The sequence below is a fragment of the Lunatimonas salinarum genome (genome assembly GCF_017811155.1).
In the GTDB taxonomy this organism is placed as follows: domain Bacteria; phylum Bacteroidota; class Bacteroidia; order Cytophagales; family Cyclobacteriaceae; genus Lunatimonas; species Lunatimonas salinarum.
Map to the genome: position 1 here is coordinate 1 of NZ_JACVCV010000004.1, position 18372 is coordinate 18372.

Genomic DNA, 18372 nt, shown 5'->3' on the forward strand with positions numbered 1-18372 from the left:
GATCAAACTCTCCATTGTAAAGTTCTTGGCTCTCCTTAAACAAAAGGAAAATAATTATCTGAACCGAATCAAATCGGCTTTCACAGTTTATTTAGTTTGCTGTCTTACATTACTTCAAAGAACTTTTTCAGCTTCGTTCAAGCTGAATTGAGGATTTTTGTCGGCTATCATCAGCCTTGAATCCCAAAAGCGAGTGCAAATATCGAGTTATTTTTTTAATCTGCAAAAGGAATCTAAAAATAAATCACTTTTTCTTTTTCGACTCTCTTTTCAAACTAACAATAAGCGGCCACTTTTCTTACCGGACAACCGTCAGCATCTCTAACGGGATTGCAAACATAGGGCTCTTTCTTAAATTTACCAAAAACAGTGCTTACAAAATGGAAATTATTTCAACTGCTTCTCCTTCCAAAGTGGTACCGTACTGCAAGGTTCTCCAAACATGATACTACGCGCCGTTCCAAATAGCAGTTTTACTACCTCCCCGTAAGCCTGTAATGGAACAGGATACTTGCTACAGCCTTTTACCACCACAAATTTACCCTGAAAGTCAGAAGGGTCTATCTCGTCCAAAACCTTCATCATTAAATACCTCTCCAATTCATCAAGCCCTCCTATGACAGCCTCTTTAGCCACAGGCACCAAGTAAGTCATTACCAACATATATGCCCATGTCGGTACAATGGCATCCACGCTGTTAGATATCGCTACATATTTACCCTCATACTGTGACCAGTCCAATTCCTTTAAAGCATGTCTGAAATCTTTCTCCCTTAATATCATCTCCTGAAAGAGAAAGGGCTTGAGGTCAAAAACAACTCGCTCGCCCTGCGGATAGTATTCCTCTAAGTTAAATGATACAATCCCGCTCCTTTCTACCCTATTTACGATATCATTCATACGTGCAACAATCCCTTTTTGGAGGTAACAACCCTAAATTCCTTTAGGTAGTTCGGTTCAAAATAAGCTATATCTTCGAAAGATCCGGCCTGATAAGATTCCATGGCAATCTCTCCTACGGTTCTTGCGGTGTTGAACTTTTCAATCAACCACATATTTGGATGCATTAACACCTTCCTAAGCTTGGGAACTGCATCTCCTATAATGAAAATATTTGTCCGATCGGCATACTTCTGAAAGGAAAATTCATCAACAACTACCGGTGAAACGCCTTCCAACTCCCTCCCTTTTGAATCAAGCACCTTGGCATATACTTCCATTCTGCGGGCATCTAATACTGGAATTACCACATCTCCATCCCTTGCAAAACAATTGGTATTTCTAGCTAGTGCATCTAGCGTGCCAACACCAATAAGTGGTAGATCCCACGCGTAGGCCAATCCTTTGGCCGTAGAGACACCGATACGTAATCCAGTGTAAGAACCGGGTCCTTGAGAGACTGCAATGCCGTCAAGCTCAGGCCCCTCTAACCCCAGCGAAGCCAACAACTGCTTCACTAGTGGGATAAGTTTTCTTCCGTGAATATTTTCTAGATTTAACTCATACAGTCCAAGAAAGCTACCACCGTCATGTACTGCCACCGAACAAACCCTTGCTGCTGTTTCTATAGAAAGTATTTTCGCCATAGTGAACCCATTCTTCAGAAAATGCCACTACTTCTCCGGGCTGAGCTTCATTGCAAACAAACGATTATCACTCAGAATGCGTACCGCCTCGTCAATATCCTTGTCCGCGTAAAAGGAAGCCTCAATAACCCCCTCTTGAAAATAATACCTCGACACTATCTCTTCCCTTAATGCCCTTTTGATTTCGTCTTTAAAAGTGATCAAATCCTGCTCTTTGCTATGATTGACACTCTTTTTGAGGGATGCAATCTCTCCCTTGATATCTTCGAAGTATTTTTCCGTTTCCGCATATTTCTCTAAATCTTCAATCGCACGTTCTACCCGCGTGACATAGTCATATTCCTTATCTCCTAGCCAGTCTACAAATTCATCGTACATGGCATCTGTAACCTCGAATTCCCTTGGCTTGGATATCTCTCCATTTTCCAATGAAAACTTATTGGCATACTCAAATATCAAGCTCCTACCAACTAGGCTATACGTGATCGGTGCAAAGTTTTCCACTTCCACCGATTCATCCGGTTCTATCCCTCCTCCGTCCAATACAATCCGGCCATTTTTGGTGGTAAATTCCTTTCGGAGAGAATCTGCCACACTTCTCCCATTTCCTTCATCATCCTTTAGACTGTAATCAATCGCCTGGATACATCGCCCGCTGGGGATGTAATACTTAGCCGTTGTCAGCTTCACTTGCGAATTATATGACAGCGGAATGGTGCTCTGTACCAATCCCTTACCGAAGGTTTTCCTTCCCACCAATACCGCGCGGTCGTAATCCTGCAGTGCACCCGCTACAATCTCGGCCGCCGACGCACTGCGCTCATTAATCAATAATGCCAAATCAATTTCTTTATCTACGGGAGATTTCTCGGTCTTGTACACAGTGTTTACGGATTGGAGCTTGCCTATGGTGCGGACCACCTCCTTTCCTTTTGGAATAAAAAGATTCACAACTTCCACAGCCTCTCGTAGGATGCCTCCGGGATTATCCCGAACATCCAATATTAATTTCTTCATGCCTTGCCCTTTTAGCTGAACAAGTGCATCCCTGACTTCCGCTCCGGCATTCGTAGTAAAGTCACTCAGCTTTATATAGCCAGTTTCAGCATCGATCATCCCGTAGTAGGGCACATTGCTAATAACAATTTTTCGTCGGGTCAGGTTAAACGCAAGGGTGTCAGCCCCACGTTTTACCTGCACCATCAGACTGGTGTTTGCAGGCCCTTTCAGTAACTTGGAAATATCCGATGTTGCTTTTTCCGTCACATCCACGGAGTCTACACGCAAAATCTCATCCCCAATTCTTAATCCAGCTACCTGTGCCGGAAATCCAGTGTAGGGCATAAGTATCATGTTCGTTCCTGTCCTGTTGCCAATCAAGGCACCTACACCTCCATACTCACCAGTAGTCATCATCCGAAAATCATCCTGCTCTTCCTCCGGTATAAATTCCGTATAAGGGTCCAACTCCTCCAGCATTGCCTGAATACCCACGGTCACCAAGACATCGGGATCGATTTCATCCACGTAGTATGAATCCAACTCGCGAATCAAGGAGGCAAAAATATCCAGGCTCTTTGCTATCTCAAAAAGCTTATCGTTCTTGAAAGTGAACGAAAAAGCCAAGCCAAGTCCAATAATAATCGAGAAATAAAGCGTCGCTTTCTTTGGACTTATTTTTTGTGAGTTGGGCCGCATAGTGGATTGATGATTATAGTTTACTGAGCTTTCTTAGAATTGTCTCAATCTTCTTCTGAACGATGTCATATGGTATCAAGTCAGAAGATACGTAAATAATCCCGATATGTTTGTGTCGATCGGGATTCCCTTTCATGAGGTGTTTGTGGTGTCTGTAGGCCTCGCGAATTCTCCGCTTCACCCAATTCCGGTCAGTTGCCTTGCGCAATTTCCTTTTTGAAACAGAAATTAACACCTGATCAGTTCCAACAGACTCCCGAACAAAAAAAACCACTTTGAATGGATATAAAAAAAAAGAGGAACTTTTATCAAAAAGTTCCTTGATTGACTTTCTGGAATGCAATCTTTCCGATTTTGGAAATTTACGATCCATACCTTGGAGATACTAAAATACACCCCCTAGACATACAATATTACTTCTTGAGCGTCTTCTCGGAAGAAACAGTAAGTTTGTGCCGACCTTTTGCCCTTCTCGCTTTAAGGACGTTTCTTCCATTCGCTGTAGACATCCTTTTTCGGAAACCGTGCTTGTTTCTTCGTTTTCTACGGGAAGGCTGGAATGTTCTTTTCATTTCTCTATCTATTTAATTCTTATACGACACTATATGCAACAGTAAAAGGAGTGCAAAGATAGGTATGTTTTTTTTAATTACAAACGAGCCTATTACTTTTGTTTGACAAACACCCCGATCTTTCATGCATTATAAAATCTCTCAAAACATTCCAACGTCACAATACATTCAGGTCGAACTCAAACTTGACTGTCAAGCTGGCGAGGTAGTTTCACTGCAACTTCCCGCATGGAGACCCGGAAGGTACGAACTGGCCAACTATGCGCAGAACATACGAAAAATCACCATCTTTTCGCAGGATAGGCTGGTGCCTATGCAAAAATTATCCAAAGACCTGTGGGTCTTTCGGGCCGAACAGCCCGGTGAATACATGGTAGAATACGAATATTATGCCGCGCAAATGGATGCAGGAGGCTGCTGGGCTGATACAGAACAGGTTTATGTGAACTTCAGCAATATTGCTTTCGCCATTGAAGGCCGAAGCCATGAAGAGATTACAGTAGCGATTGAGGTGCCGGAAAACTACCAAGTGGCAACTTCCCTTGTTCAACTAACCCACTTAAAATTTTGGGCCTTCGATTATCAGCAACTAATTGACTCCCCATTTATTGCATCTGCTTCCCTTCAGCATGAGAGTTATCAGGTAGAAAATTCAACTTTTCACCTTTGGTTTATGGGAGACATATACTTTGACATGGCTTCCCTGATCGAAGTCTTCCGTACACTTACCAACAGGCAGATAGCCGCATTCGGTGAGTTCCCAGCCGAAAACTACCACTTTATATTTCAACTACTGCCTTACACCCATTATCATGGTGTAGAGCATAAATTCTCTACCGTCATCACTTATGGGCCTGCGGCATCTTTGACCGATCCGAACGAACTTTCAGAGCTTATTGGGGTGAGTTCACATGAGTTATATCATTTTTGGAACGTTTGCCGTATCCGGCCTGCCGTAATCCTTCCCTACGACCTATCCAAAGAAGCTTATCTGCAAGAAGGAGTCGTCGCTGAAGGTGTAACCACCTATTTTGGTGATATGTATTTATTGCGCTCAGGATTTTTTTCCCTTTCTCAGTACCTTGCCGAAATCGCGAAACGCCTAAACCGGGAAGGGCTCAGCCAAGGCTGGAAACACCAATCGATTGCCGAATCGAGCTTTGATCTGTGGCTCGATGGGTACAAGCCCGGGATTCCGGATAAAAAAGTCAGCATCTATAATCGTGGCGCGTTGATTTCCCTTTGCTTGGATGTTTATTTAATGCAGCGCCATTCTTCTTTGGAAGATGTGATGAAGTACATGTGGCGCGAGTATGGAAGACAAGAAAAGGGGTATTCTTTGGTTACATTTCAGTCTTTAGTGGCGCAATGCGCAGGAGACATCTCATTTGTAAGCACTTTCTTTCAGAAGTTTATTTTTGGAACCGAAGACCTGCTTCCTACATTGCGGAAGTTTTTAAGGGACTTGGATATCGTGATCCGCACAGAAAATATCCCTAACAGCTTGGGAACACCATTTGGGATTTTAGCAGATGATTCCGGCAAAATCACCCAATTGCACCCTGATGCACCGGCATACCTGCATTTAATGCGGGGCGATCAGATTAATAAAAAAGACTTTACCGCACAACTTCTGGAATTGCACATCACCCGAAACGGCAAGCCCCTGTCTATCAAATTACCAAAAACAGATCGCCCTTATTTTGAAAATTATGTACTAATCGGTGAAGCCAGCAATAATCCGTTACGGAATCAATGGATGCGCTGAGAAAAAACAAAGCTCGAAAGGTATGACTTACGAGCTTTGCTTTTGTAGTTATTGAACTATCAATTTACTCAAAAAGCGAACTGTCCAAATTGTCATTAAACTTGGCCATTACCAAAGTGGCCTCAATGGGCATGGGCAGCATCGCATTCGAGATGGCCATTTTATGGGGTATTTTAAGGCCATCTACCTCTCGATAATCGCTGTAGGATATGTCCCCCGCTTGCTCGGAAGAAGTTCTCAGCTTTAACCCAGATTGAACACTATAATACTCCTTGGTTTCTATCCCAGTCTTCGTCACGATTTTCAACACATGTACCTTTTCCCCGTCTACCTCACTCTCCCCTTCTGAGGAAAGTGTATACCCCAATCGCTCATAATGAATTTCAGGGAAAACAAAAATCTGGGCGTTGACAGCATCCAACTGCTCAGACTGTAACTCCTGTACCTGTCCCATCGCTGAAATGAACCCTTTCCCATCCTTCACGATGGTTTTTTGTACCACGTTTCCATTCATTGCCGTCTGCTGCACCAACCTTTTGTTTTCCTGATCACTTGTAGAGCTGATTTCGAGAGTCATCCCTTGAATACTTGCCTCCATGACCATGACCATATTACGCACTCCCTTTATTTTCTCCATCCCCCCCACCGCTGTCACATAGCTATTGATAATTTCATCCGGAGTCTTTTCTTTTACCGAATACCCTGGCCCATCTGAATAGGCAAACAACCGAAAAGTGCTATGAAACAGCACCGCTAGGGCAATTATTCTGATAGATCGTTGCATGTGTTTATTGGTTTAGGTACAAAAAAGAATAATTAATTTAAGTCTTGCTCAGAAACCGGTCCGTTTACTTCCAATTCCTGGACTTCAAACTCCAAGGGAACGGGGATCATGGGACTTTGCACCGACAAAGACACCGGCAACAGTACTCCTTCATAGGCTTCGTAGTTCTTGTAGGTGGTCTCTCCGCTGAGGCTATCCTCACTTCGTAGCTTTAAGCCTGTGGCTACACTGTAATAATTAACCAGCTCTCCACCAGTGGGATTGGTAATGATCAACTTATAGGCTGCTTCTCCGTCTATCTCGGTCACTCCGTCGACTGAAAGGGTGTATCCCATTGTCTCATAGAACAACTCAGGAACCGCCCACATCGACATTTTAAGGTATTCAAATTGCTCATCAGGCAACGTTTGGGATTGGCCCATGGCGCTGATGGTAGCCTTACCGTCTTTCATAATCGTCTTGCTTACCTCGTTACCTGCCATCAATACTTTTTGAACCATGATTTCATTTGGAACGTCCTGCACCATTATCATCGAGATCTTATTGCCCTGAATTTCCGTAGATAACTCCATTTTTAGTGTCTTGATATTTTCTGCCGGACCTACTCCGCCGATTGCTTCCAAGTAAGCCTGAAGGATACCTGATGCATCGAGGGCCTGATCTCCCAAATCGATTTCCTTCTGCACATCCCCCATATTCGTATACCGTGTGAGTTCGCCAAAAACGTTCAACCTATCCTCAATCTCCCGCGCATTGCCCACAGCTGTAATATACAGGTTTTCTGGCTTTAGATATTTCCGAGCTGCGCTATTGACTTGATCCACAGTGACTGCATTTAATTGCTTTAAGTAATTCGCATAAAAATCAGCCGGTAAACCATATCGCTCGGTATTTATTGCAAAACTCGCAATGGTAGAAGGACTCTCCAGAGATCTGCCAAAAGACCCGCCGAGGTTAGCTTTGGCGGCTTGGAGTTCAGAATCTGTAATGCCATTTTCGGCCAAATGCTTGATCTCATAGATCATCTCATGAATGGCGCTGTCAGTGGCCGTTTGCTTGACGCTCGCCCTAGCTGAAAAACTGGTCACCAGCTTATCCGAACCGATAGAAGAATAAGCCCCATAGGTGTAGCCTTTGTCTTCTCGCAGGTTCATGAATAAACGGGAGGATGCACCGCCACCCAACACATAATTCATTAGCCTTGTCACAAAAAAATCCGGGTGGCTAAGCTTCATTTCCAAGGGGTAAGTAATATTTACGACTGTTTGGACTGCAGATGAACGATCTACCAAAGCGACGGTATTCTTATCCGGTAGCGTTGGCATACCGTATAGATGGCGAGGCACTTCTCCTTGTTCCCAATTACTAAAATGCTCCCTCACCAGGCTTTCGGCATCTTCGGGAGAAATGTCTCCTACAATCGCTAAATAGGATATATTTGGTTTAAAGTAGGTTTCATAGTATTGTTTTACATCCAGTGTGGTTATGTTATTGATCGTTGCCTCACTATACGTCTCTCCATAGGGATGGTCCTTTCCATAGTTCAAGGCTGCCGTAAGTCTGGCGGAGATCGAATTTGGATCGTCTTTACTGGCTGCCAAACCGGAAATTGCCTGCTTCTTCAACTTATCCAGCTCATTTTCAGGAAAGATAGGATTATAGAGCACGTCGGTCATTAACTCGACAATTTTATCCCTGTTCTTGGTCAGGGCAGAAGCAAAAAGCGACGTAGAAGTTGCACTTAACGATGCGCCGATAAAATCTACTTCTTCATCCAATTCATCCTTGCTTCTGCTAGCCGTACCACCCATCATCATATCACCAAACAAATCCAGCATCCCCGCCTTTTCACCCTGCAAGAGTGGATCACGGTCCAATACCAAGGAAAATGCTATCCTCGGAAGCTTTCTGTTCTCTACCACAAATACCTTTAACCCATTCTGAAGTGTAAAGGTAGCCACCTCTCCAAGCTTAATTTCTGGAGCTGGCCCAGGTTCTGGATACGTTGAACGATCAACCTGCGCATCTGCTACCTGAACCAATGCAATTGACAAAATAACTAGTAACAGCTTTTTCATTTTTTATGCGATTTTTAAGGTGAAAAATGGTTACTCTGCTTGTGCAGTTTTTGGAAGATAGTGTAGAACCACCCGACCCGCTAGGTTGATGTACTCGTTTGCGACCCGTTGAAGATCTTCTCGCTTCACTTTTCGAAACTGATCCAATTCCCGGTTGATGTAATCTGTACTTCCATAGAACACATGGGCCTCAGCCAAATTCTGAGCGATACCGTCCATAGAGCTGTTTTTGCTAACCAGATCATTCTCAATGATATTCTGAAGCTTCTGAAAATCGCTTTCAGAAACTCCTTTTTGTTGCACGTCCACAAGCAGCCTGTCTATCTCCGATTCAAGTGCTTCTGGCTCAACCCCCATATTTGTGAGCGCATACATGATAAAAACCCCACCATCCTCTAGATCCAAAGGGATGGCCTGAACAGCCAGTGCCTTCTGTTGATTGTCTACCAACTCCTTGGTCATCAGCGAGGAGTTACCACCGGTCAAGTAGGTAGACAACATCTCCATTGCGTAAGAATCAGGGTGACTCTTTGGCGGTAGGTTGTACGCCTGAATGATCGCTGGTATTTGTATGTTATCGTATACGATATCTCTGATTTCATTGGTTTTCCGAGGTTCCTTCACATTGGGCCGGTAAAAATCGCTCGGCCCAGAAGGTATCTCTCCAAAGTAGGCTCTTACCCATTTCTCTGCCTGCGCATACTCAATATCCCCAGCAATTGTAAGGGTAGCATTATTCGGCACGTAATAGGCTTTGTGGAACCCGATAAATTCATCCAACCGGGCGGCGTCTAAATCCTCCATAGATCCTATCACCGCCCACCTGTAGGGATGTTCCTTAAAGGCACGCTTCATGGTCTCCGGAAGAATAGTCCCATAAGGCCTGTTATCGTATGATTGCCTTTTCTCTTCCTTTATCACCTCTCGCTGCGTATCCACGCCAATCTGATCGATTTTCGGGTGGAGCATGCGCTCACTTTCCATATAAAGTGCTGTCTCCAGATAGTTGGAAGGGACGATCTCGTAGTAATAGGTAATATCATTCGAGGTGAATGCGTTCAATGTGCCACCAATGGCCTGTATTTTATTCATGTATTCCCCTCTACCGATATTTTCGGTTCCTTCAAACAACAGGTGTTCAAAAAAATGCGCAAAACCCGTTCTATCGGGTTTCTCATTTTTTGACCCTACATGATAAAGCACCGATACAGCTACGATCGGTGTACTATTATCCTGATGCATGATTACATGTAAGCCATTGTCTAAGGTAACTTCCTTAAATTCAATGGTGTTTTGGGCATACAGCGAGAAGCTGCAAAACAACGCCATCCAGGTGTAAAGGATCGTTTTTGTCATAAGATTATCATTTGCTTTATAGTGGTCACAACTTATCTTCTGCGTTTTAACCCTTCGTTGCCGACCGCCAATAAGCATTTACAGCATTGGAAGACGACAAGTCAGAATTACCCCCATCTTATTATATAAACAGGCAGCCTTTTCATGCCTTAATGCCCTAAGCCGGCAAAAATTCACGTGAAGGATGCCACCATTCTTTAATGTACACCACTACAAATAGTAGTTCATGTACTAAACAAAATCAATACCAACTCAAAACCTCAAAACCGACCATAATTGTTCGAAAACCCCGAAATAAAAATAAAAAAAGAAAAATCAAAATGAAACCATCACCTTTAATTTCATTTAAAACTTTTCTTTCAATGATTCTAAATCACGGATTGCCTGTAATGTTGTGGATCTATGGCCTTGTAACTCGAGCTTTAATCGATCACTCCATGCACCTTTTTGGTCTAGAAGCTGATCATACTCCCGCACGGCCTTTTCTTCCCCTGTAATACAGGCCTGACACACTTCCTTTTCGTTGTCATGATTCAAGGAAGTTTTAAAATTCATCCAAGACCGGTGAAAAATACCCAAGAGACTACCTTCTTTCACCGGATTTCCGCCCAACAACCTGATCTCTACTTTGACCTCCTCCGAGAGCTTTAGGCGCTCTTTCGCTTGATTAATAAAAAAACGCTTCAACTCCTCATTGGTCACATTACGGGCGGCGTCCTTGTAGCCCTGTATTGCATCGTAATTCCTCTCCAATAAGTCATTCAAATCATGAACAAGTTCCTTCTTTGGCTTCATAGGCAGTTTTCTTTTTACCCAAATAACGCCATATTAACTGAAATACGAAAAGAAACCTAGACAAAACCATCCCCTTAAAATCCCTAAGAAGGCCCTCAACCACAGAAAACACATCTAAGCAGCTCCAAAAGGCCTCCCTTGCGCCTAAAGCCGCTAAAGAAAATAGATACGGTGACAGTGCGCAAATCACCGACATCCTCCTCACTTTAAAAGGAAAGCTTGATATTCAACGATACATTCCTTCCTATTTGATGTATACCCAATGGCCTGTAGAGAGACATGTGATCCAAGAAGGTTTGATTCAGCAGGTTTGTGCCATTGATGTAGGTATCTACTTGCTTACCCCCAATCAACAAAGTACTTCCAACATTAAGTCCTAATAGGTAATATCCTGGTGTCGAATCCTCCATTGCAGCCGATCTATTCTGATCAAAAACCAACACACCAGAGACCCCTACATAGGGCTTGCTGAATTTGCCAAAATCTGACAATTCGATGGTTAGCTCCTTGTTCCATCGAAATGCAGGGATATACGGCAAATAGGAGTTATCTGATCTTCTCTTACCGATCACCATACTGTAAGAGGTAGAAGCGGAAAACCATTTCAGCGACTTGGGGTGAATATCCAGCAGGCCTTCCCCACCATAAAGCCTCGCATTGTCCTGCTCAAATTGCCATAAGATCAAATTCCCCACATTCTCTCCAGTTGGTGCAAAAAAGAGGTAATTATTTACATGGTTATAAAATACTTCTCCGGACAGTGAAAAGTCATCTGTCTGATACCTAATCCCCATGTCTCCCTGCAAGTTTTGCTCCCGCCCAAAACCGGCATTTCCCCGCTCAAAACGGGATGTTCCGGGGTGTGGCCCGTTGGAATATAGCTCTGCCAAATCCGGCGCACGGAAGCCGGAGGCGATATTCAGCCTAACCCGCCAATAGTTATCCGGCCGAAAAGTAGCCCCCCCACTGGCCGTCACCCCGTTAAACTCATTGACTAATTGCCTGTTTTCCGGCTCCCCGGGGAGTAAGAAGCCATAATCGACAAACTTCTGCCTACTTGCATCCGCCTTCACCCGCCGAACATCATACCTTAGTCCTCCCTGCACGACCCATGCCTCTTTATTAAAATTCAACAGGCCATAAACTGAACGATCGTCTTTCGTCGCATCAGGAATCAATATTTCGGCTGCTGCTTCCTGATTTTGATTTTGAAGGTAAAACCCCTGCACACCAAAAATGGCCTCCGTATGTTCGGTAATCGCTTTATAATACTTAAGGTCATACATGAAATTACGCTGATTAAGACCTAGATCCACTTCGTCAAAATTCTCCTCGACTTCCTGCCGGAAATTCCAGTGATACCCAAGCGTAATCTTTACCTTATCCTCTCCCAAGAATACGTTGGTTTCTGAATTGAGAAAGTGATCTTTCACATCTTGAAATGGCAGTTGACGTCTACGGTCATTTCGGGTAGTTACCAGATCGCCCATCAAATCCTCCTCTAATATGCCGAGCCGCTGTGTCAGGTAGGTGTATCGAATGCGGGTGTCGCCCCATTTTCGTTGTATTCCCATACCCGCCTTGATATTTTGGGTGCTAAACCGTGTATTACCCACCGCATTCCCATCGCCGTCCAAATAATCTGTGTGGGACTCTGTGGCTGCACGCAGAGACCAGATAACACCAGACTCCGATGCTCCTTTTACCCCCGTTTCTACTCGGCCGCCCAGCGAATTGGAGTAACCTCTGAGCGTAAGGTCACCGCTAACCTCACCCGAGGCCGCATCCGAATCTTCGACCAGGTGTACAACGCCCGCCATTGCACCCGATCCATAGATAATGGAAGCTGGGCCCTTTATCAACTCGACACTTCCTATACCCGTCTCTGTCATTCCCAATCCATGATCTGCCCCCCATTGCTGATTTTCAAAACGGGCACCTTGGTACACCGACAATACACGACTGAAAGACAAGCCCCGTATTACCGGCTTGCTTATTCCAGGGCCTAATGAAATCTCGCTGACTCCTGGGGTCCTTGCCAATGCGGACATTAGACTCGGTGCAGGGGCCTTGAGGATGGCAGTCTTATTGATCTTCTCTATCGATATCGGAGAGCTTTCTTTGCTCATCACATACGCCCCCGAAACCACCACCTCATCCACCGTGGTGGTGGACTGTTTCATAGATACGACCAATCTCCTCTGGTTGGCAGGGTTTGACCTTATAATCTTCGTACCATACCCTACAAAGGTAAATTGCAGGGTAATCTCTCTGCCAGGCAGCAGAGCAAGCTCAAACGATCCCTCCAAATCAGAAACAGTCCCTCTATTCAGCTCTGGAATAAAAACCGTCACTCCAGGCAGGGGTTCTTTGGTATCGTTGTCCAATACGGTTCCGGAAAGCATATTATTTTCTGCTTGGCCCATGGCCACCCGCAGCATAAAAACACAGGCTATTGTAAGATATAATTTCATCTATCTATAATTGATTTTTAATGGCCAGATGGAATCTCGCATGTTTGCCCCTATAGCTATCGGGGCATCCCAGTGTGTGACGGAAACGTCATGCTCGATTTCATGTAGGATAAATGATTTTTCATCCGTCAACTAGCATCGTACAAGTGGAGACATCCACCCTTCAAACGGAACATAGGCTATATCCTATTGCCAGCTGTAAGACTTGGCACTAGTTAACTTCGATGATAAATTGATTTAATAAGAAAGGAAAACACCTATCTATGTTTCAAAAGGAAATTCACGGGTTATATATCCGAAAGCAACCTCGCGAAAGGTTTAGGACTAGTTAGACGACCCTTTGGATAGGTGATGAAAACCGACAAAAAAGAGCTGGAGGGCCACGGAGGGAAAGTACCGTCTGATAATCAAATGCAGGAGCAATCGAAAAATATGAAATGGGCTGGATTACATATGCAAACACTTCCCGCTCCATATAGAAAACCACATCCGGCCAAAAATACGTTTCGTGAGAAAGCAGATCCAACAGAATAAGCTCGTTTTCTGTATGATCACGTTCTTGCTCTTCTTCCTCTGATAAAAACGGATGCGCATGACGAATGGTCACACCTGTGGAAAGATTGTGCTCGTGGTAGAAAACCACATTGTTTGCCAACATCAGCATTATCAATACCAGAAAGACATGACTGATAGCAGGCACTATTTCCCTTTTCCTACGCATCAAATTATTCTAAAACACCGATCATATCATCAAATTATTTGCGGAAAGGTACCTAATTCCCGAAATCATTCAAAGGATATCCGTTTCAGCCGCTAATTTTTGGATGTAGAAGGCGTTCTCTATCGTGAAGCGACCGATATTTTTTATTTTTGCATCATGGTTGATTTTGATTTTACGCCGGAATCTTATTTTGACGGAACCGGACCTAGCGCTCTAATCGTCAAGTTAACCTATCCGGAAAGCACCTGGGGAGAGGAAATCTCGTTATACGCTACCACCATCGATGGTATCATTTATTTTGAGGCAATTGATTTTTACGGAAATGAATTTTCACTAACTCCAGACCATTCTCAAAAGCCGCTGTCCCTTCAGGAGCTCATCGTACTGATAGAACGGCTAGAGGTGCAACCTGGGGCAGGATTGGGAAATGTGGATTTGACTCTTTCCGGGATACCTATCGCCAAGAGCAACTTGTATCCACAGCTTGAGGCCTTCTTTGCCGAGAAGCGAAAACATTTTGGATACCTGTAGATAATCCTATGGATCCGTAGAAATAAGCTGAAAAAACACAGGTTATTTCTAAATTTGCGGTGATTTATGGCAAACATCTACCTGATTGTTTTATGTATCGTTATCGGCGTATTTTTGAGAAAAATCAAAGATTTTCCAGAAAACGCCCCCCGCACGTTGAATGCGTACCTGATCTACGTAGTGCTACCAGCTATATCACTTTTACATATCTCTAAGATTGAAGTAAGCTTAGCCATCCTTTTACCAATTCTTGTCGCTTGGATTATCTTCCCACTAACCTGGCTGCTTTTCGGGAAAATTGGTAAAAAATTTGGTTGGAAACGCAATACCATCGGCTGTCTAATAGTATGTGGAGGACTCTCAAACACGGGATTTGTTGGGTATCCGATTATCGAGGCCATCTACGGCACCGAGGGCTTAAAAATTGCGGTGCTTGTAGACCAGCCGGGTTCTTTTATTGTGGTAAGTAGCCTAGCCATTATCGTTGCTTCTATCTATGGATCAGAAAAAATGCGCAAAAGAGACATTTCCAAAAAAGTTCTCCTTTTCCCTCCCTTCTTGTTTTTTCTAATAGCCGCCGCCCTCAACCTGGCACAAGTTGAAATAAAGGGCAGCTTTGAAGCGATCTTAGAAAGCTTAGCTTCCACCTTAACACCTATAGCGCTAATCGCCGTGGGAATGCAGCTACAAATCAACCTCAAAGACATCAAGGACCATTACCTTTGGTATGGACTTGGCTACAAATTGCTATTAGCACCCCTGGTTATATTTATACTATACGGATTATTTTTGGATAAAAGCGGCGATCAGGGCTTAATTTATAAAGTGAGTGTGCTGGAAGCGGGTATGGCTCCCATGATCACTTCCTCAATCATCGCAACCACTTATGACCTTAGACCAAAAATGGCCTCGCTCCTCGTTGGACTAGGAATTCCGCTGTCCTTCCTTTCGCTGGTACTCTGGTACTACCTGGTGGAAACTTTTTGATAACCTCAGGGTTTAGGCCGGGTAAGTCCCCGCAGCAAGCCCCGTACCTCTTCCGCCGCTTTCTCCTTTGTCTGATCCAACACACGTTCCGCCTCTGCTTTCACGCTGTCTTTGACAACCTCCGCACGTTCTTTGATCTCCTGCCGCAAGCTATCTTCCTTCGCTTGAAATTCCGCCGCTACTTGTTCTTGCACACTTGCAGAAGAAGCAGCCATCCGAGAACGGAGGGTGTTGGTGAGGTAGGCCTCGAGTCCCTCGCCGGTAGCTAGCCCTATCTTCGGATTCCCATAAGTCCCCCCAATATTTATCGCGAGAGGTATCGACGTCCCACTCAGGTCTGTACCGGTAAGTCCCGAAACCAAGCTGTTGATCTGTGACCCGAATTTCTCCGCGGGAACTTGCATGGATACCAAGTAGCTGATAGAACCGTCAAAGCCCGTACTTCCCTGAATCCGGCTTTCATAGCCCCAAATCTGAAGATCAAAAGGTGGAATTTTCAACATGCCGTCCTGAATTTCCATCTGAACATTAAATGGCCGAAGAGTCAGCGTGGCGGTGTCGTTCAACTTGGTGAGGGTGGTGATGCCCTTTATTAATTGACTATCCCGGATGGCCGTCTCTGCGAGCTTTACCAATCCCTTCCCATCCAACGAAGACAATACAGGCATCATATCTTGGCCCAAAATACCGGACAACCCAAAACGAGTCGTGAAGGACCCCGTAACGTGTTCGGCAACTGGAGCGAAGGCCTGTACGGTATTGAAAGATCTAAAAGCCTCCTGCACACTCAATGCATTTACATCAAATACAAAATCGAACAACGGCTCCTTTACGTCCTGACTATTATACGATCCGGAAAAGCCCAATTGTCCACCTAGGGTATTGGTAGAAAAATCCCGGAAGGACAATATCCCATCCTGTAGATTCATAACCCCCCTTGCATTTTTCAGTATTAAATTATCATACAGGATTTCCCCTGCTTCAATCGACATGTTAAAATCTACATTTCTGGGCAATTCTACCACTTGCAGCGGTTCCTCAGAGCTGGCAGGTTCATCGGAGGAGGTCAGCCACTCGTTGACATTAAAACTCGACGATTGTATGTCCAAATTCCCGCTGAGAGCCTTACCCGTTTCCCCGAATAGAAACCCTAGGTAATTCGAAACTCTGCCCGTAGCAGTGACCGGACTTTTGCCAAGGCGGGCATCAAAGGCTTTCAATTCAATGATATTAGGAGAAAAATCGGTGGATGCCTCCCTAATTCGAATGCCTTGAGGCAAATCTGACGAAGCAAAAAAGAAATCACTCACCATCATATCCCCAGCAACCGATACACGGTCATATCTAGCTGCCTCCACATCTGCATAACTGCCTTCAGAATCAATATCAGCGCGAATTTTCCCTTCCATAATCACATCTTCCATTGGAAAAATCGCCATCATTTTACCGAAGTCTACCGAACCATGTATGGCAAGATCCCAAATAAGCTTATCCAAGTCGCGGATACTCAATGAACCTGTAACGGGTTCCCCATCAAGCTTAAATCCAAAGGAAGGGATATCAATCAACAAGTCATTTAACCTGCCGGAGGTGTTGGTAATATTCGTTCGGATTTCCATGTCCTCGATGACCGCTGGATATTCCACACTCTTCACATAGCCATCTGCCAAAATCACATTGGCGTTAATCCTTGGAATCATATTGGCCGCACTATCATAGCGGCCCTGGGCGGCGGCATCCACCGACATGCTCCCCTTGAGTTGCATGCCAACCAAAGGGAATATGGATGTCAATTCTGCCAAATCCACCTTTCCTGACAACTGTCCATCCATGTCATAGTGAACCAAATTTTCCACTAATAAGCGTCCCGAAATGGGTTGATCACCAAATCTAAGCCGAAAATCAGAAAGATTGATAGAGGTTTGCTCTATAACTCCTGAGGGATTATCAACCAGCAGGTCGATATGTACCTCCTGCACCGGCCTCGGCAAGTCAGGATACTGGAACTTGCCATCAACGACCTCAAGTCCCAACTGAAAGGCTGGCATCCGATCATCGGTATACAGCCCGCGTACAAACCCCTCAAAATTCATTTGACCCGAAGTCTTTAGCCCTGAAAATGAATCCGTATACATGCCCGGAATCAAAGACAATAAGCTTTTAAATGTATTATCTACCCCGTAAAAGTCCAAATCAAACGCTATTCCATCGTCGGGAAGCCCGATAGATCCATCCAAGCCAAACCCAAAATCATTCAGCGACAAAGCGCCATCTCCGAAAGAAAACACCATCTGATCCAGGTTTACATTCACTTTGGTATCCACTGCCATTTTTTTATTGTACAGGTAGTTGGCACCTTCGTAATCCATGCGGACAATATCTCCTCTGCCTGACACTGCCAAATCATATACATCTAAAGTGAAATCTCCCTCACCTTGTAAATCCAATGACCCGAGTGCGATGAAGAAATCTAACTCCCGATCATCGTAAATAAACCCCAAATTTTCTACTTCAATACGATTTACACCAATCCTAAACTCCGAAGAGGCTGTCTCCTCCTCTGCTTCAGATGGAAAGGTAATATCGTAGTTGGCCTGACCATCTGATAAAACTTTGATGTACACATTACCATCTTCCAACCGAATGCCTGTAAGTTCTGGATAATCCTTAAACAAAACAGAAAACAGGTTAAGATCCACGCGGAGATTACCCACTTCCACGAGGGTATCAGAAGCGAAGGGCTCATTTCCCACGATTCCAAAATCGCCCAAGGTAGCTGTGATATTTGGAAATCGCCGAATGGCACTCAGCCCGACCTTATCGTAGTCAAAAAACACCTTGGCATTTACAGATGTTGCGAGTTCCTTCTCCATCTGTTGGATAATCCTATCCTTAAATAACCAAGGAATCGAAATCAAGGCTATCAACAATATTGTGAATAATGTCAGTATGATATATGCTATCTTTTTCATTGGAATCCGTGTATAGAATGACCTTTTAAAAAAACAGAAAAGAAACCGCC

General features: G+C 44.3%; 15 protein-coding genes. 3 read left to right on the forward strand and 12 right to left on the reverse strand.

Annotated elements, in window-relative coordinates; genetic code table 11:
* Window positions 1–387: 387 nt before the first annotated feature.
* The 5 genes from IAQ59_RS05555 to rpmH are packed head-to-tail and all read right to left on the reverse strand — an operon-like array spanning window position 388 to window position 3856.
* The gene (locus IAQ59_RS05555) at window positions 388–900 is read right to left on the reverse strand and encodes a DUF2480 family protein (protein ID WP_209329810.1); all 513 of its coding nucleotides are present in this window, start codon (window positions 898–900) and stop codon (window positions 388–390) included.
* Window positions 897–1586, reverse strand: coding sequence for a tRNA (adenosine(37)-N6)-threonylcarbamoyltransferase complex dimerization subunit type 1 TsaB (gene tsaB, locus IAQ59_RS05560; RefSeq protein ID WP_209329811.1), 690 nt, complete (start codon window positions 1584–1586; stop codon window positions 897–899). Before tsaB ends, IAQ59_RS05555 begins: the two co-directional genes overlap by 4 nt.
* Window positions 1587–1613: 27 nt before the next feature.
* On the reverse strand, window positions 1614–3284 hold the full coding sequence (locus tag IAQ59_RS05565) for a S41 family peptidase (protein ID WP_209329812.1): 1671 nt from the start codon (window positions 3282–3284) through the stop codon (window positions 1614–1616).
* A 13-nt stretch (window positions 3285–3297) separates the two neighbouring features.
* Window positions 3298–3657, reverse strand: a complete 360-nt coding sequence (gene rnpA, locus IAQ59_RS05570; protein ID WP_209329813.1) for a ribonuclease P protein component — start codon at window positions 3655–3657, stop codon at window positions 3298–3300.
* Between the two features lie 40 nt (window positions 3658–3697).
* A complete protein-coding gene (gene rpmH, locus IAQ59_RS05575; RefSeq protein WP_209329814.1) occupies window positions 3698–3856 on the reverse strand; it encodes a 50S ribosomal protein L34 in 159 nt (52 codons plus the stop codon).
* A gap of 124 nt (window positions 3857–3980) precedes the next feature.
* Between rpmH and IAQ59_RS05580 the strand changes: the two genes are divergently transcribed.
* A complete protein-coding gene (locus IAQ59_RS05580; protein WP_209329815.1) occupies window positions 3981–5624 on the forward strand; it encodes a M61 family metallopeptidase in 1644 nt (547 codons plus the stop codon).
* 64 nt (window positions 5625–5688) lie between these two features.
* Here the strand turns inward: IAQ59_RS05580 and IAQ59_RS05585 are convergent, their stop codons facing one another.
* The 6 genes from IAQ59_RS05585 to IAQ59_RS05610 all read right to left on the reverse strand — a co-directional run bounded on the left by IAQ59_RS05585 (window position 5689) and on the right by IAQ59_RS05610 (window position 13832).
* A complete protein-coding gene (locus IAQ59_RS05585) occupies window positions 5689–6408 on the reverse strand; it encodes a LolA-like protein (protein ID WP_209329816.1) in 720 nt (239 codons plus the stop codon).
* A 32-nt stretch (window positions 6409–6440) separates the two neighbouring features.
* Window positions 6441–8486 carry a M16 family metallopeptidase gene (locus tag IAQ59_RS05590; RefSeq protein ID WP_209329817.1) on the reverse strand — a complete coding sequence of 682 codons (2046 nt, stop codon included), beginning with the start codon at window positions 8484–8486 and terminating at the stop codon, window positions 6441–6443.
* 30 nt (window positions 8487–8516) lie between these two features.
* Window positions 8517–9842, reverse strand: coding sequence for a M16 family metallopeptidase (locus IAQ59_RS05595; RefSeq protein WP_209329818.1), 1326 nt, complete (start codon window positions 9840–9842; stop codon window positions 8517–8519).
* A gap of 345 nt (window positions 9843–10187) precedes the next feature.
* Window positions 10188–10637: a ferritin-like domain-containing protein gene (locus IAQ59_RS05600; protein ID WP_209329819.1), complete on the reverse strand. Its 450-nt coding sequence runs from the start codon at window positions 10635–10637 to the stop codon at window positions 10188–10190.
* 206 nt (window positions 10638–10843) lie between these two features.
* Window positions 10844–13111: a TonB-dependent receptor gene (locus IAQ59_RS05605; protein ID WP_209329820.1), complete on the reverse strand. Its 2268-nt coding sequence runs from the start codon at window positions 13109–13111 to the stop codon at window positions 10844–10846.
* Window positions 13112–13439: 328 nt separating this feature from the next.
* Window positions 13440–13832: a hypothetical protein gene (locus tag IAQ59_RS05610; protein ID WP_209329821.1), complete on the reverse strand. Its 393-nt coding sequence runs from the start codon at window positions 13830–13832 to the stop codon at window positions 13440–13442.
* A 156-nt stretch (window positions 13833–13988) separates the two neighbouring features.
* Here IAQ59_RS05610 and IAQ59_RS05615 point away from each other — a divergent pair, with 156 nt between their 5' ends.
* Window positions 13989–14363, forward strand: a complete 375-nt coding sequence (locus tag IAQ59_RS05615; protein WP_209329822.1) for a UDP-glucuronosyltransferase — start codon at window positions 13989–13991, stop codon at window positions 14361–14363.
* Between the two features lie 66 nt (window positions 14364–14429).
* A complete protein-coding gene (locus IAQ59_RS05620; protein WP_209329823.1) occupies window positions 14430–15350 on the forward strand; it encodes an AEC family transporter in 921 nt (306 codons plus the stop codon).
* 5 nt (window positions 15351–15355) lie between these two features.
* On the opposite strand, the gene IAQ59_RS05625 is transcribed toward IAQ59_RS05620, so the two are convergent.
* A complete protein-coding gene (locus tag IAQ59_RS05625) occupies window positions 15356–18322 on the reverse strand; it encodes an AsmA family protein (protein WP_209329824.1) in 2967 nt (988 codons plus the stop codon).
* Between the last annotated feature and the right edge of the window lie 50 nt (window positions 18323–18372).